The 15,187-nt window shown below is 67.9% G+C and carries 13 protein-coding genes; 3 read left to right on the top strand and 10 right to left on the bottom strand.

What is annotated here, in order from left to right; translation table 11 throughout:
* Positions 1 to 28: 28 nt before the first annotated feature.
* The 9 genes from AC07O0_RS24720 to AC07O0_RS24680 all read right to left on the bottom strand — a co-directional run bounded on the left by AC07O0_RS24720 (position 29) and on the right by AC07O0_RS24680 (position 10,711).
* Positions 29 to 964 carry a LysR family transcriptional regulator gene (locus AC07O0_RS24720; protein WP_494626623.1) on the bottom strand — a complete coding sequence of 312 codons (936 nt, stop codon included), beginning with the start codon at positions 962 to 964 and terminating at the stop codon, positions 29 to 31.
* 78 nt (positions 965 to 1,042) lie between these two features.
* Positions 1,043 to 2,761: a Na/Pi cotransporter family protein gene (locus AC07O0_RS24715; RefSeq protein ID WP_494626621.1), complete on the bottom strand. Its 1,719-nt coding sequence runs from the start codon at positions 2,759 to 2,761 to the stop codon at positions 1,043 to 1,045.
* 417 nt (positions 2,762 to 3,178) lie between these two features.
* Complete coding sequence (locus tag AC07O0_RS24710) at positions 3,179 to 3,862, bottom strand: transglutaminase-like domain-containing protein (RefSeq protein WP_494626619.1); 684 nt, start codon at positions 3,860 to 3,862, stop codon at positions 3,179 to 3,181.
* Between the two features lie 12 nt (positions 3,863 to 3,874).
* Positions 3,875 to 4,483, bottom strand: coding sequence for a 2-hydroxychromene-2-carboxylate isomerase (locus tag AC07O0_RS24705; protein ID WP_494626618.1), 609 nt, complete (start codon positions 4,481 to 4,483; stop codon positions 3,875 to 3,877).
* A 5-nt stretch (positions 4,484 to 4,488) separates the two neighbouring features.
* The gene (locus AC07O0_RS24700) at positions 4,489 to 6,096 is read right to left on the bottom strand and encodes an acyl-CoA carboxylase subunit beta (RefSeq protein WP_494626616.1); all 1,608 of its coding nucleotides are present in this window, start codon (positions 6,094 to 6,096) and stop codon (positions 4,489 to 4,491) included.
* A 4-nt stretch (positions 6,097 to 6,100) separates the two neighbouring features.
* Positions 6,101 to 6,598: a biotin/lipoyl-containing protein gene (locus AC07O0_RS24695; protein WP_494626614.1), complete on the bottom strand. Its 498-nt coding sequence runs from the start codon at positions 6,596 to 6,598 to the stop codon at positions 6,101 to 6,103.
* Positions 6,599 to 6,600: 2 nt separating this feature from the next.
* The gene (locus AC07O0_RS24690) at positions 6,601 to 8,097 is read right to left on the bottom strand and encodes an acetyl-CoA carboxylase biotin carboxylase subunit (protein WP_494626613.1); all 1,497 of its coding nucleotides are present in this window, start codon (positions 8,095 to 8,097) and stop codon (positions 6,601 to 6,603) included.
* Complete coding sequence (locus AC07O0_RS24685) at positions 8,094 to 9,923, bottom strand: acyclic terpene utilization AtuA family protein (protein ID WP_494626612.1); 1,830 nt, start codon at positions 9,921 to 9,923, stop codon at positions 8,094 to 8,096. Before AC07O0_RS24685 ends, AC07O0_RS24690 begins: the two co-directional genes overlap by 4 nt.
* Before the next feature lie 5 nt (positions 9,924 to 9,928).
* The gene (locus AC07O0_RS24680) at positions 9,929 to 10,711 is read right to left on the bottom strand and encodes an enoyl-CoA hydratase-related protein (RefSeq protein WP_494626610.1); all 783 of its coding nucleotides are present in this window, start codon (positions 10,709 to 10,711) and stop codon (positions 9,929 to 9,931) included.
* A gap of 250 nt (positions 10,712 to 10,961) precedes the next feature.
* Between AC07O0_RS24680 and AC07O0_RS24675 the strand changes: the two genes are divergently transcribed.
* Positions 10,962 to 12,173, top strand: a complete 1,212-nt coding sequence (locus tag AC07O0_RS24675) for an acyl-CoA dehydrogenase family protein (protein WP_494626608.1) — start codon at positions 10,962 to 10,964, stop codon at positions 12,171 to 12,173.
* Positions 12,166 to 13,047 (top strand): SDR family oxidoreductase, encoded by an 882-nt coding sequence (locus AC07O0_RS24670; protein WP_494626606.1) that lies wholly within the window; start codon positions 12,166 to 12,168, stop codon positions 13,045 to 13,047. The genes AC07O0_RS24675 and AC07O0_RS24670 overlap by 8 nt, the downstream gene beginning before the upstream one ends.
* A 9-nt stretch (positions 13,048 to 13,056) precedes the next feature.
* Here AC07O0_RS24670 and AC07O0_RS24665 read toward each other — a convergent pair whose 3' ends face one another.
* Positions 13,057 to 13,791, bottom strand: coding sequence for a TetR/AcrR family transcriptional regulator (locus AC07O0_RS24665; RefSeq protein ID WP_494626604.1), 735 nt, complete (start codon positions 13,789 to 13,791; stop codon positions 13,057 to 13,059).
* Positions 13,792 to 13,951: 160 nt separating this feature from the next.
* Here AC07O0_RS24665 and AC07O0_RS24660 point away from each other — a divergent pair, with 160 nt between their 5' ends.
* Positions 13,952 to 14,914, top strand: coding sequence for an NAD(P)H-dependent flavin oxidoreductase (locus tag AC07O0_RS24660; RefSeq protein WP_494626602.1), 963 nt, complete (start codon positions 13,952 to 13,954; stop codon positions 14,912 to 14,914).
* The last annotated feature ends 273 nt before the right edge of the window (positions 14,915 to 15,187 follow it).

Below are 15,187 nucleotides of genomic sequence, written 5' to 3'. Positions count from 1 at the left end.
CCCTATAGCGGAAGAATAACTCAGGACATCAGGCGTCCATGGCGACCGCTTCGGCCGATAGCCGGGCGAAGGCGGCGCGCAGCGGCGGAACCGCGAAATCCAGGAAGGCGCGGACCTTCGGGACAGCGTTTCGCCCTTGCGGCATCAGCAGCGTGACCGGCCGCGCCGGTGGCTCGGCATCGCGCAGGAGGAGGCGGAGCGAGCCGTCCTGGATCCGCTCGCCGACATGGTAGCTGAACAGGCGTGTGACGCCGAGGCCGTCGACGGCGGCCCCGCGGGCGGCGCGCACGCTGTTGACGATCAGGCGGGGCTTGAACTGGACCGAGCGGGGCACGGAACCGCCTTTCGCCGGCGGAAACACCCAGGAATCGCGCCCGAAATCGGTGCAGGCGATGATGGTGTGCTTGAGGAGATCGCTGGGCTCGTCGATGCGCGGATGCTGGGCGAGGTAACGCGGCGAGGCGACGATGACGGGTTTGACACCGCCGCCGATATGGACCGCCGTCATCGCCGAATCCGGCAGTTCGGCGATGCGCAGGGCGATGTCGATGCCCTCCTCGACCAGATTGGCGAGGCGCACGAGCAGGACGAGATTGACGGTGACGGCCGGGTAGGCCTCGACGAAGGCGTCGATGATCGGACGCAGGATCTCCTCGCCGCTGATCGGTGGCGCCGTAATGGTCAAGGTGCCGCGCGGGGCGGCTTGCTCGCCGGCACCGACCGCATCGAGCTCGTGCAGGTCGGCGAGGACACGGCGGCAGGCGATGGCATAGCGCTCGCCGATCTCGCTCAGCCGGATCGAGCGGGTCGTCCGATGCAAAAGCGGCGCGCCGGCTTGCTGTTCGAGAAAGGCGACAGCCCGGCTGACGGCGGCCGGAGAGCGGCCGAGCAGGCGCCCCGCCCCGGCGAGGCTGCCCTCGTCCAGCGCGGCGATGAAGACCTTCATCGCGTCGATGCGATCCATGATGCTCCCGAGCCTCGGGCCCTAAGCTCGGTCAATCCCGCGGGCTGTCAAGGCGGCGTCAGCCGAGACCTCTCCGCCTCAGGCCGGCTTGTGCGGCAGAGCGAGGCCGTAGCTCTCGTCGGCAGGCTGCTCCTCGGCCTTGCGCAGCCTGGTGTCGCTGAGCTCGTCGGCCGCCTCCAGGATCGGATAGGCGATCGAGGTGATGTGGCCGTGGATGCGCTTCAGGTCGCGCAGCACGTCGAGATGGATCGACGAGGTTTCGAGCGACTCCGTCACTCCGCTGCGCAGGCGCTCGTAATGCTTCTCGGTCGCCATGCGCTCGGCGACGCGCATCGCGCTCTTCTCGTCGAAGAGCTGGCGGGCGAGGGTGATGTCGCGCGAGGCGAGCACGTTGAGCGAAAGCTGCAGGCTGTGGCTGACCCGGGCGTGGAAATCGCGGATCTCGGCGAGGCCTTCCTCCGAGAAGCGGTAGCGCTTGCGGATCTTCTTCTCCGCCAGTTCCCGCAGGTTCTTGTCGATGATGTCGCCGATATGCTCGAGATTGGTGGTCGCGGTGATGATCTCGAACAGGCGCCGGCTGTCCTCCTCGCAGAGCGGGCGGCGCGAAAGCTGGACGAGATAGAGCTTGATCGCCTCGTGGATGGTGTCGACGCCATCATCGGCCGCGGCGATCTCGCGCGAGAGTGCGAGCTTGTCCTGCTCCAGCAGGATCAGCAGGTCCTTCAGCATGGCGCCGACGCGGTCCCCGAGATGCAGCGTCTCGCGCTGGGCGCTGGCGAGCGCTTCGGATGGGCTGTCGAGCAGGCTGGGGTCGAGATAGAGCGGCCGCGTGCGCGTCTCCGCTTCGGGTGCGGCCGGGGTCAGGCGCGTGACCAGCGCCGCGATCGGGCCGGTGAAGGGCAGGAAGACGAGGGCGCCGACGATGTTCAGCGCCAGATGGATCTCGACCGCCAGACGCGCGGGGTTCTGCGAGAGCTGCGAGAACCACCCCGCCAGCGGCTTGGCGAAGGGGATGACGACGAGCGCGATGATGATGCGCGTCAGCAGGTTGGCGAGCGCGACGCGGCGTTGGGCGACCGGCGCACCGAGCTGGTCGATCACCGGCACCAGCGCATTGCCGAGATTGGCGCCGACGATCAGGATCAGCGCGGTCGGGGCCGGGAACAGCCCGCCCGCCCAGAACGAGGCGATCAAGAGGACGATGGCGAGGCTCGAATGGGTCAGCCAGGTCGCCGCGACCGTGATCGCGACGGCGAGCAGGGGTTCGCTGGCCAGAGCCTCGAACGCCATGCGGAAGATCGGCGACTGCGCCAGCGGCGCCGAAGCGGTCTTGAGCTCGGCGAGCGAGAGCAGGATCAGCCCGATGCCGACGATCAGGCGGCCGATATTGCGGGCCCGGTTCATCGCCTCGTTGGCAAGGTAGAGCGTCACGCCGACGGCGAGGCACGCCCCCCAGATCCAGCCGAGCTCGAACGAGACCAGGAAGGCGGCGAGCGCCGTGCCGATATTGGCTCCGAGCAGAACGGCAAAAGCCATGGGCAGGCCGATCAGGGCCTGGCCGGCGAAGGAGGAGAGCAGCAGCGTCGTCGCCGTCGAGCTCTGCAGGATCAGCGTGACGACTGCCCCGCTCGCCATCGCCGAGAACCGGTTTCCGGCGAAGCGCGCCAGGCCCTGCCGCAGCGAAGCGCCGAATGCGCGCGTCGCGCCCGTCCGTACCAGCCTGACCGCCCAGATCAGCAGCGCCACCGAACCGGCGAGATGGATCAGGATGGCGGTGGTGCTCTCGGCGGCGTTCATCGTGGGGAGGGCGCTCCTTCGGCGGAATCGGAGAGGTCAGGCGGCGGATTATGCCGCCAAATTTGTTAGCCGTCTTATAAAATCACCGGCGGGAATGGTCTACTTCTCTCGCTGCTCTGTGAGATGGAGGACGGTCGTCGCACGCTCAAAAGCGCAACAGCCAGCGGCCGTGGCGATCCACGACAACGCTGGCAAGCCTTCTTCCTAGCCGGTCAGTGTGGAAGAATTGCGGTCACGGCCTGCGCCGATGACTGGCGCGCGCTGACTTTCCTCGGAACCACGCTCGTCATCCTGGGCGAGCGAAGCTCGGCCCGGGATCCATCGTAGAGCCGTGGAGCCTTACGATGGATCCCGGAGCTGCGCGCCTTCGGCGCTTGTCCAGGATGACGGCGTGGTTCCGAGCAGAATCCGAATGCGCTAAGCGGCCGGAGCAGGCTTCGGATGAGCCTTGCTCGCCAGCGCCGCGCGTTCGGCCGCCATCGCCGTGATCAGGCGAGGATAGGCGTCTTGCATCGCCTCGCGGAAGGCCTCGTAGGGCATGTCGTCATGGTCGCCGCGGTCGAGCACATAGTCCATGTGCTGACGCCCCTCCGCGTCGAAGGGCTGGAAGATCGAATCCGTGCTGCCGTCGAAATCGAGCGGTTCGACGCCGAAGCGGGCGCAGAAAGCAAGGTCGAAGGCCGGCGTCGCCTTGACCCAGCGGCCCTCGATGAAGAGCAGCGTATAGGCGTGCCAGCGGAAGACATCACTGCCCATCAGTTCGAGGATGCGCGGCGAGGCCAGGTGGTTGCGCACATCGGCGAAGCCGACGCGTGCCGGGATGCCGGCAGCGCGGCAAACCGCGGCGAGCGTCACTGCCTTGGGCACGCAGAACGAGCCTTTCGCCTCCAGGCAGCGCGAGGCGACGAAGATGTCGCGCTCGATGCCGAAATAGCGGAGGTCGTAGGGGATCGCGTCGCGGACGGCGTAGTAAAGCCGCACCGCGCGATAGCGGTCGGGACCGGTGCCGGCATGGTCTTCGACGAAGGTGCGGACCGCCAGCGCATTGGAGTCGATGAAGGGCGTCGCCTTCAGCGCCCCGGCGAGCCTGTCGTCGCTCATCGTACCCTCCATCTAGGCTCCGCCGCGCGGATGCTGCAGCCGCCAGGCGATCTGCGGCAGGCGGTCGGCGCCGAAGAAGCTTTCGCCGTCGAGCGTCACGAAGGGCACGCCGGTGACACCAGCAGCGCAGGCCTCGTCCACGGCTTCGCCAAGGCGCTGGCGGCCCTCCGCATCGTCGATCATGGCGCGGATCGCCTCGGGAGTCTCGCCTGCCAGACAGGGCAGGGTGGCGAGCACGATCGGGTTGGTAATGTCTTCGCCTCTTGCGAAGAAGGTCTCGAAGATCTCGCTCGCCAGGCGCAAACCATCCTGCGGCCGTGTCGCGGTCCAGCCATGGTAGAGCCGGCCGGCGAGATGGGCCGAGATCTGCAGCGGCTCGGGGATACGGAACGGCAGGCCGAAGAATTCGGCCGAGCGGGTCACGTCCTCGAGGAAATAGCGCCGCCGCGCCGGCTTCTCCAGCGGGTTGACGACGCCCTGCTGCTTGAACACCGCCCAGAGCAGGATCGGCCGCAGCTCCAGCGCCCGGCCGTGCTCCTGCGCCATTCGCGCCAGCGGACGAAGCGCGAAATAAGAGTAGGGCGAGGCGAAATCGAGATAGAGGCGCAGCGCTCCCGGCATGGCGTTCAGAACCGGAAGACGCCGTAGCCGGGCGGGCCGAGCGGCGCGTTGAGCGAGGCCGAAATCGCCACGCCGAGCGCATTGCGCGTGTCGAGCGGGTCGATGATGCCGTCGTCCCAGAGTTCCGAGGTCGAGTAATAGGCCGAGAGCTGCTCCTGATAGGCTTTTCGCGTCTCGTCCCAGAGCTGGTCGATCTCGCTTTTGTCGACCGTTCCGCCATTGCGCTTCATCTGGTTGGCCTTGACCTCGGCCAGCGTGTTCGCCGCCTGGTCGCCGCCCATCACGCCGATCTGGTGGTTCGGCCAGGAGAACAGGAAGCGCCCGTCGAAGGCGCGCCCGCACATGCCGTAATTGCCGGCGCCGAACGAGCCGTTGCACATCACCGTGAACTTCGGCACCCGCGAGCAGCTCTGCGCCATGATCATCTTGGCGCCGTCCTTGGTGATGCCGCGCCGCTCGTATTCGCGCCCGACCATGTAGCCGGTGATGTTCTGCAGGAAGACCAGCGGCGTGTTGTTCTGGTTGCAGAGCTCGATGAAATGGGCGCCCTTGATCGAGGAATCGTTGAAGAGCACGCCATTGTTGGCGAGGATTCCGACCTTGAAGCCCCAGATATTGGCAAAGCCGCAGACTAGCGTCGTGCCGTAGTTCGGCTTGTATTCGTGGAAGCGGCTGCCATCGACGATGCGGGCAATGATCTCGCGCATGTCGAAGGCCTTCTTGATGTCGTCGGGCACGATCCCGTAGATCTCGGCGGGATCGTAGAACGGCTCTTCCGGCGCCTCGCGCTGCGCCTCCCAGCGCGGCAGCCGGTCCCATTGCGAGACGATGTCGCGGCCGATCTCGATGGCGTGCTCCTCGCTGTCGGCGGGATAGTCGCAGGTACCCGATACGCTGGTGTGCATCTCGGCACCGCCGAGCTCCTCGACCGTGACGTCCTCGCCCGTCGCCGCCTTCACCAGCGGCGGGCCGCCCAGGAAGACCGCGCCGGTGCCGCGCACGATGACGCTGTAGTCGGAAAGCCCCGGGATATAGGCGCCGCCGGCGGTGCAATGGCCGAAGACGAGGGCGAGCTGCTTTACGCCCATCTTCGACAGCATCGACTGATTGCGGAAGATCCGCCCGCCCATATAGCGGTCCGGAAACAGCTCCGACTGCAGTTGCAGGAAACCGCCGGCGGAATCGCAGAGATGGACGACCGGCAGCCGGTTCTCCATGGCGATGTCGAGGGCGCGGACGATCTTCTTGACCGTGAGGGGATACCAGGCGCCGCCCTTCACCGTCGGGTCGTCGGCGCGGATCATCACCTCGCGGCCGGAGACCATGCCGATGCCGACGATCGAGCTGGCCGATGGCGATTCCCCGCCATAGGCCATGTTGGCGGCGAGCGAGGACAGCTCCAGGAAGGGCGTGCCGGGGTCGAGCAACATCTCGATGCGCTTGCGCTGCGGCATCTTCTGCTGGCGCGCGAGCCGGTCGAGGTCGCGCTGCGGCCGTGCATGGCGCGCCGCCTCCTGCTTCGCCTTGAATTCGGCGACGAGCCGCCGGTTATGCGCCTCGTTGCGGCGGAAGTCGGCGGAGGCGGTGTTGATCGACGATTGCAGTCTGGACATCGGGTCAGCCTTCCGCCGGAGCCGCGAGACGGGCGAGCACGGCGTCCTTGTCGAAGCCTTCGCCCTCACGCGCCGCGATCTCGGCGATCTCGCCGTCGCGCGGCGCATCGAGTTTCATCTGCAGCTTCATGCTTTCGATGGTGACGATGGTCTCACCGCGCGCGACCTTGTCACCGACGCGCTTGTGGACCACGACGACCGTGCCCGGCATCGGCGCGCGCACGACATTGGCGCCGCCGCCGGCCGCGGAGGCTTCCGCGGCGTCGCGCCGGCGCAATGCGAAGCTGCGCCCGTCCAGCCGGACGATGACACCGTCTGCGCTGCCGGCGCGGGCGAAGGTGGCCGGCCGTCCGTCCACAGTCAGCCGGCGGCTGCCGTCGCCGGCTTCGTCGAGGTTCTCGACGACATGCCGGCGGCCATCGATCGAGAGCACGAGATGCGGCCGGCGCGCCAGGATGGTGACGTGGTGGACGGTGCCGTCGAGATCGAGCTTGAGGACCATGCTCAGTTCCTCCAGCGCCCGATCGAGGCGTGCGGCTCGGGCACGTCGAGGACGAGATCGCGGAAATCGCGCAAGCCGAGCGCCGCGGCGATCAGGACCTTGTCGCGCATCGCCGCATCCGGCTCGCCGGCGGCGAGTGCCGCCTTGTGCTGGGCGACGAAGCCGGTGTGCAACTCGCCGGCGGCGAAGGCGGGGTGGCCGAGCACGCGGGCGAGATAGTCGATATTGGTCTTGACCCCGAGCAAGGCGAGATCGTGCAGCGCCGCGATGGTCCGTCGCGTCGCACCGGCCCGATCCGGCCCATGCGCGACGAGCTTGGCCAGCATCGGGTCGAAATCGGCGGTGACGCGCTGGCCGCGATCCAGAGCGTTCTCGAAGCGCAGATAGGCGGCCTGCGGCGCGTCGAGATGCAGGATCGTGCCGGTCTCGGGCAGAAAATCGCGCTCGGGATCCTCGGCGCAGATCCGGCATTCAATGGCGTGGCCGTTGGTGCTGACTTCATCCTGCGCGAAGGGCAGGTCGCGCCCGGCGGCGATCTCGATCTGCAAGCGCACGAGGTCGAGCCCGGTGATCATTTCTGTGACGGGATGCTCGACCTGCAGGCGGGTGTTCATCTCCAGGAAGAAGAAGCGCCCATCGGCCCCGAGGATGTACTCGACCGTGCCGGCATTGCGGTAGTTCGAGGCCGCCGCGAGCTTGACCGCCGAAGCGCAGATTTCGTCGCGCAGGTCCGTCGGCAGGTTGGGGGCGGGGGCCTCCTCGATGATCTTCTGGAAGCGGCGCTGCACCGAGCATTCGCGCTCGAACAGGTGGATGGCGCCGCCCTTGCCATCGCCGAAGACCTGCACCTCGATATGGCGGGGCCTCTCGACGAAGAGCTCGGCATAGACACGCCCGTCGCCGAAATAGCGCTGCGCCTCGCTGGCGGCGTGGCGGGCGGCACCTTCCAGCTCCTCGGCGCTGCGCACGATGCTCATGCCCTTGCCGCCGCCGCCTGCCGCCGCCTTGATCAGCAGCGGGAAGCCGATCTCGGTGGCCTGGCGGGTGAATTCGGCGAGATCCTGCGTCGGCATCACCGAGGGCGCGACCGGGACCCCATGATCGGCGGCGAATTGGCGCGCGGAGATCTTGTCACCCATCAGCGCGATGGTATCGGCGTCCGGTCCGATGAAGATCAGCCCGGCCTCGGCGACGGCGCGGGCAAAGCGGGCATTCTCGGAGAGGAAGCCATAGCCGGGGTGGATCGCGTCGGCCCCGACCGCGCAGGCGGCCTCGACGATCTGGGCGATGTCGAGATGGGCCGCGACTGGCGTCTCGCCGGAGATCTCGACCACCTGATCCGCCTCGCGCACATGCCGGGCGCGGGCCTCGACCGGATGGTGGATCGCGACCGAGGCGATGCCCATCTCGCGCAGGGTCCGGATCACCCGGCAGGCGATCTCGCCGCGATTGGCGATCAGCACCTTGCGGAACGGCGGGGTGTCGTCCGGAGCCGTCATCTTGCATCGTCCGTGGTCTTGAGGCCGTGGAGGGGGCCGTCGGGCAAGAGCCAGGCGACGGGCACCGGCACCGGCAGGCTCATCAGCACCTGCGCCATCGCCTTGCCCTGCGGGTCGTGGCGTAGCGAGGCGATGCCGCCGCCGCCGAGTGCCCGGTGCATAACGAGGTTGAAGCCACCAAGGCCCGGCCAGTCGAAGCGCTCGACCTTGCCCTGGACATGGTGGGCGAAGTGCCGGCCGACGGCCTCCGGCGTCAGCGCCCGCCGCAGCCAGGGCAGGAAGGCGGCATCGCGCGCGATCACGCCGATATTGGCGATGTCGCCCTTGTCGCCGCTGCGGCCGAAGGCGAGAGCGACGAGCGGCGCGTTGGCCATCTCGCCGGGCGGTGTGTCCGGCGTATCCGCGCTGGTTGCGGCGGGCGAGGGCGCGTCAACCGTTGCACTTGGGATATGCGCCGGCACCGGCAAGCGCGCCTCGCCGAAGCTGACGGTTGGGTTCAGCTCGGCCTTGTCGATCAGGAAGGAGAACAGCCGGATCACCGGCTGCGGCTCGGGCCGGCCGCCGGCGAAGCCGGTCAGGCTCTGCGCCATTGCGGTCGCCGCCGGATAGATCTCGCGGGCGAAGATCTGCAGCGCCTCCTTGGAAGGGTGGCGCACGCCGATCTTGAGCACGACCTCGCGCGTCGCCCGCGCCCGGCTCTGCGCGCCATAGCTCGCCTCGGCGCCGAGCGTCTCGACCGAGGTCTCGGCGAAATCGGGAAGGCCGGCCTCGCGGATCAGCCGGCCGCAGCGGGCGAGGATGGCCCTGGCGACCGCTTCGGCCCGCGCGGTCGCCTCGTCACCGACGATCATCATCGTCGCCGTGCAGCGATAGCCATCGGCATAGGTGGCGCTGACCTTGTAGCTGCCCGGGGGCGCCCGTCCGCGCGCGCCGGAAACCCGGACGCGGTCGGAACCGGTCGTCTCCAGCTTCACCTGCGACCAGTCGCAGCAGACGTCCGGCAGCATATAGGCGGCGGGGTCGCCGACCTCGTAGACGATCTGCTCGGCGATCGTCGCCGGGCTGACGCGCCCGCCGGTGCCCTCGGGCTTGCCGATCTCGAAGCTGCCATCGGCGCGGCAATCGGCGACGGGGAAGCCCATATCGGCCCAGTCGTCGGCGACCGCGCGCCAGTCGGTGACGATGCCGCCGGTCGCCTGCGCGCCGCATTCGAGGATGTGGCCGGCGAGGCTCCCGGCCGAAAGCCGGTCGTAATCCTCCGGCGTCCAGCCGAATTCATGGATCAGCGGGCCGAGCACCACGGCCGAGTCGACGCAGCGCCCGGTCACCACGACATCGGCGCCTGCGGCGAGCGCCGCCGCGATCGGGAAGGCGCCGAGATAGGCGTTGATGCTGGCGGTCCGCTCGGGGAAGGGCGCGCCGGAGAACATCTCGCTGACGCCTTGGGCGCGCAGGCGCTCGGCCTCGCCCGAGAGGTCGTCGCCGGTGACGATCGCGACCTTCAGCTCGACACCGACCTCCTTGAAGGCGGCGAGCAGGGCGTCGCGGCAGGCTTCCGGATTGACCCCGCCGGCATTGGTGACGACGCGGATGCGCTTGTTCGCGATCTCGCGGGCGAGCGGCTTCATCACCAGCGAGACGAAGTCGGTCGCGTAGCCGAGCGCCGGGTTCTTCGCCTTCATCCGGGCGAGGATCGACATGGTGATCTCGGCCAGATAGTCGAGCACGAGATAGTCGATGCCGCCCTGCCGGACGAGCTGGCGCGGCCCTTCCGGGCTGTCGCCCCAGAAGCCGGCACCACAGCCGATGCGGATGCTCTCGCGCATGGCGTTCACCGCCCGGTCCAGGCCGGTGGACGCTTTTCGGCGAAGGCGGCGAAGCCCTCGCGCGCATCCTCGGTGCGGGCCATGTTGGCCAGCATGAACTGGGCGTATTCGAGCGCCGCGTCGGTCGACATCTCCCTGATCTTGGCAAGGCTCTGCTTGCCCAGGCGAATGCCGGTCGGCGACTTGTCGACGAGGCGGCCGACCAGCCAGTTCGTCTTCGCGTCGAGCTCACCAGCCGGCACGGCGTAGTTGACGATGGCGCCGGCTTCCCGATCGCCCGCCTTGATGGTCTCGCCGGTGAGGCAGAGCTCCATCAATCGGCGATAGGGCAGCACTCGCATCAGATAGGGCAGGATCATCATCGGGAAGAGCCCGACCTTGACCTCGGTCACTCCGAGCAGGATGTCGTCGCGCGCCACCACGAGGTCGCAGGCGCAGATCAGGCCGAAGCCGCCGGCCAGCGCGTGGCCATTGACCCGCGCCACCAGCGGCAGCCGGCAGGCATCCATCCGGCGCAGCAGGCCGGCGACATAGTGGCGGGGGTCGGCCGCCTTGATGGTGAAGGGCGTTCCGTCGGCATTGGGCTTGAGGTCGCCGCCGGCACAGAAGGCCTTGTCGCCGGCGCCGGTGAGGATGACCGCGCGTACCTCGGTATCGGCCTCGGCAGCGTCGAGCGCGGCGACGATGCCCTCCGCCACCGCCTCGTTCAGGGCGTTGCGACGGCTCTCGCGATTGATCGTGACGACCAGCGCCGCGCCTTCGCGTCGGGTGATGACCTCTTCGCTCACGATTCCATCCCTGCGTGGCTCGCTGAGGGAGCCTTCGCGAAATAAATGATTTCAATTCATTTGATGTGTCAATAGCGGTTTCGTGGCCAGAGCTGGCGAAATGGCGCATAAATGGATTGTTCGATTTTGCAGCGCCTCACTTGCGTTGACAGCTGCTCGCGTCACTGATGAAATGAGCTCAATAACATTCAAGGAGCCGAATGGCTCACTGCCCGCACCGCTGCGTGACGGGGTGAGGGAGGAGATCGACGTGAACGCCGTGACCGGCAGCAACCACGCCCACGCCTTCGGCCTCGACGAGGAGCAGAACGCGATCCTCGACGGGGCCGACCGCTATGCCCGCGCCGAGCTCTATCCTCTGTCGCAGCGTATGGACGACGAGGAGTGGTGGCCGGACGAAGCCTTCCGCCAGATCGGCGCCAATGGCTTCCTCGGTGCGACGATCCCCGAGCAATATGGCGGGGCCGGGCTCGATCTGCTCCAGGCCGGGCTGGTCCTGCAGGGTTTCAGCCGCTGGAACCACGCCATGGCGCTCTCGGTCGTCGCCCATGACAATCTCTGCGCCAACAATATCTACCGCAACGGCAATGAGGAGCAGCGGCGCCGCTATCTGCCTCATCTCTGCGGGGGCAAGACCATCGGCGCGCTCGGCCTGACCGAGCCGGGGGCGGGGTCGGATGCGCTCGGCTCGATGCGCACCACCGCGCGCCGCGAGGGCGACCACTATGTCCTCAACGGCAGCAAGATCTTCATCACCAACGGCCCGGTCGCCGATGTGCTCCTGGTCTATGCCAAGACCGACAAGGAGCGCGGCGCCCACGGCATCTCAGCCTTCATCGTCGAGAAGGATTTCCCCGGCTTCAAGGTGGCGCAGAAGCTCGTGAAGATGGGCTATCGCGGCAGCCAGACGGCGGAACTGCTGTTCGAGGATTGCCGCGTCCCGGCCACCAATCTTGTCGGCACCGAGAACCAGGGCGTCGCCATCGTGATGAGCGGGCTCGATCTGGAGCGGGCGATGATCTCGCCGCTCTGCTTGGGGGTCGCCGAGCGGGCGCTTGAGCTCTCGATCGACTACGCCAGGACGCGCAAGCAGTTCGGCAAGCCGATCGGCGCCTTCCAGATGGTCCAGTCGATGCTGGCCGAGATGTATGTGCTGGTCGAGACCATGCGCAGCTTCACCTACCGCACCCTGGCGGAGGCGGCTCCCCTCGAAGTCGGCGGCGGTGGACGCGGCGACATCCATCGCCTGACCGCGGCCTCGGTGATGTATGCGGCGCAGGCCTGCCACGATGTCCTCGACAAGGCCGTGCAGGTCCATGGCGGCGCCGGTTATATCTGGGAGTCCGAGATCAACCGGCTGTTCCGCAGCACCAAGCTGCTCGAGATCGGCGCCGGCACCACCGAGGTCCGCAAGATGATCATCGCCGACGAATTGCTGAAGGGGATGGAGCGCCATGGCTGAGGCCGATCCCAGCGAGCTCGGTCTGGACGATGCCGATCTCGCCGTGCTGCCGACGGTCTATGGGCCGGAGGCCTTCGCCGGCAAAACCGTCCTGATCTCCGGTGGCGCTGGCGGCATCGGCCGCGCCACCGCCTGGCTGCTCGGCCGGCTCGGCGCGCAGGTGATCATCGCCGGGCGCGACGAGGGCAGGCTGGAGGCTGCGGCCGGGGCGATGCGCGCCGCCGGGCTCAAGGCGGCTGCAAGGACGGTGAATGTCCGCGATCCCGCCACGATCACGGCGCTGCACGACTGGATCGCCAGCGAATTCGGCGGCATCGACATTCTCGTCAACAGCGCCGGCGGCCAGTTCCCGCAGGCGGCGATCGACTTTTCGACGAAGGGCTGGAATGCCGTCGTCGACACCAATCTCAACGGCACCTGGTACATGATGCAGGAGGCCGCGCGCCGCTGGCGCGACGCGAAGCGGCCGGGCAGCATCGTCTCGATCGTGGTGGTGACGCGCCAGGGCCTGCATGGCGTCGCCCATACCATCGCGGCACGCGCCGGCGTGGTCGGCCTGACCCAGGCGCTGGCGGTCGAATGGGCGCCGCTCGGCATCAGGGTGAACTGCATCGCGCCGGGCGCGATCGAGACGCCGGGCTGGCGGGTTTACGATCCGCAGGTGGTCAAGGCCTATCCGCGCTCCAACCCGATGATGCGTACTGCGACGACTTGGGAGGTCGCGGAGGCCTGCGCCTATCTCTGCGGCCCGGCGGCTGCCTATGTCACTGGCGAGGTGCTCAACGTCGCCGGTGGCGCGCAGCTCTGGGGCGAGACCTGGACGATCCCGCGCCCAGCCTTCTTCGACGGGCCGGGCAGCAGCGGCGGCGAGTAGGCGATGACCTCAGCGCGGCCGAGCGGAAGCAGGATTCGCCGGGGAGATCCCGGCCGCAGCCTCGAGCCGCGCCGTCGCCGTCTCCAGCCGGGCGATCACGCTCTCCATCGGCGAGGCTGGCTCGCCGCCGAGCGCCAGTCCGTGATGGACCAGATTGGTGATCGCGTCCGCCATTTCGGCCGGATCGAAATCGCCTTCGCCACGCAGGAAGGCCCAGGTGCGATGCTCGATGCAGCCGAAGACGAGGTCGCGCACCAGGTTTGGCGAGCTCTCGGGCCGCAGCTCGCCGGCAGCGATGCCGGATTTGACCACGTCGACCAGGCGATTCGTGTAGGCGCGGTTGAGTTCGAACAGATGCGAGCCGCGATAGTCGGGCGCCGGCCGGATCTCCTGGAACATCAGGCGCGACAGCGCCGGGTCGCGATGGATCGAGGTCAGGTGGGTGTAGACGATGAAGCGGATCTGGTTCCAGCTGCCGCGCACGGCAGCAAACTGCTCGGCATCGTCCCGAAGCATCTGCTCGAACCAGTGCTCGACGACCTTGACCAGCAATTCGCGCTTGTTGGCGAAGAAGCGGTAGATGCTGCCCTCGACCACGCCGGCGCGCAGCGCGATGTCGGTGATCAGCGCGTCATTGTAGCCCTTCTCGACGAAGACCTGCTTGGCGGCGGCCATGATGTCGGAGATGCGCCGCTCGGGCGGGAGCCGGTTGACCTGGCGTTTCACGGCGCTGCGGGGCGGCATCGATGATCCTTGTCGGGACGAAGCGGCGGGCCGCTCTTTGCTCTGGCCGAGCGGCGGCGCGCTGGGGCGGAGCGTCACTAATAAATAGCATTCATCATCGGCGCGCACCAGACGGGCATTCGGGCTGTCTGCGCCAGATTGCGCGGGTTCCTTGGAGGAGGTGTCGTTGCCGTTGCCTGCCGCTTTTGCCGGACGCCTGCGCGTTCCCGTCATCGCCGCGCCGATGTTCCTGATCTCGGGGCCGGACCTCGTCGTCTCCTGCTGCCGCAATGGTGTCGTCGGCAGCTTTCCGGCGCTCAACCAGCGCAGCACGGCGGGCTTGGCCGATTGGCTCGACGAGATCGCGGGACGGCTGGGTGATGTGGCCGATGCCGCGCCCTTCGGCGTCAATCTGGTTGTCCATCGCAGCAACCCACGGCTCGACGCCGATCTCGCTATCGTCGTCGAGCGCAAGGTGCCGCTGGTCATCACCTCGCTCGGCCTCAACCGCGACCTGATCAAGGCGGTGCAGGGCTATGGCGGGCTCGTCTTTCATGACGTGACGACGCTCGCCTTCGCCGCCAAGGCGGCCGAGGCCGGTGTTGACGGTCTGATCGCCGTCTCGGCTGGCGCCGGCGGCCATGCCGGGCCGCTCAATCCCTTCGCAGCGCTGGCCGATGTCCGCCGCATCTTCGACGGCGCGCTCGTGCTCGGCGGGGCCCTGAGCGCTGGTGCGCAGGTTGCTGCCGCCCGGATGGCGGGGGCCGACATGGCCTATCTCGGCACTCGCTTCATGGCGACGCAGGAGAGCATGGCGCCGCAGGCGCTGCGCGACATGCTGCTGGGCGCGTCGGCGGCCGACATCGTCTACACGCCCGCGATCAGCGGTGTGCACGGCAATTTCCTGCGCCCCAGCATCCTGGCGGCGGGCCGCGATCCCGACGATCTCAGCAAGCCCGCGAGCTATGATTTCGGCACCGCCGAGGCCAAGGCCTGGCGCGACATCTGGGCGGCAGGGCAGGGCGTCGGCGCGATCCGCGATTTGCCTGATGCAGGCGAGCTCTGCCGGCGGCTGGCCGATGAATACGAGGTCGCCCTGGCCGGTGCGTCGCGGTTGTCGTGTCGGGCGGCTGCCTTCAGATGAGCTGAGCCCGGTTCATTCAGGGTACTTCCAATGCCCAGGCCGGAGGTGCGGCGTCGAGGGTGAAGCGGCTTGTTCGGGATGCCGTCGTGCGAAAAATCGCAGCCGCCACCGGCATTGAATCCGAGGGGTAAAAGAGTTGACAGCATAAGATGAATTCTGTTCATTAGCTGCATCGAGCTGACGCCTACCAAGACAACAAGCCAGCGCAGCCGGGGAGGATGCCGTGGGAGTCAACGCCGTTCGCGCGGCGGCGCCGCATGCGCGCCGGGTGCT

The organism is Allobosea sp. GW821-FHT10B12 (assembly GCF_059415545.1).
This window is presented reverse-complemented; position numbering and strand designations above follow the sequence as displayed.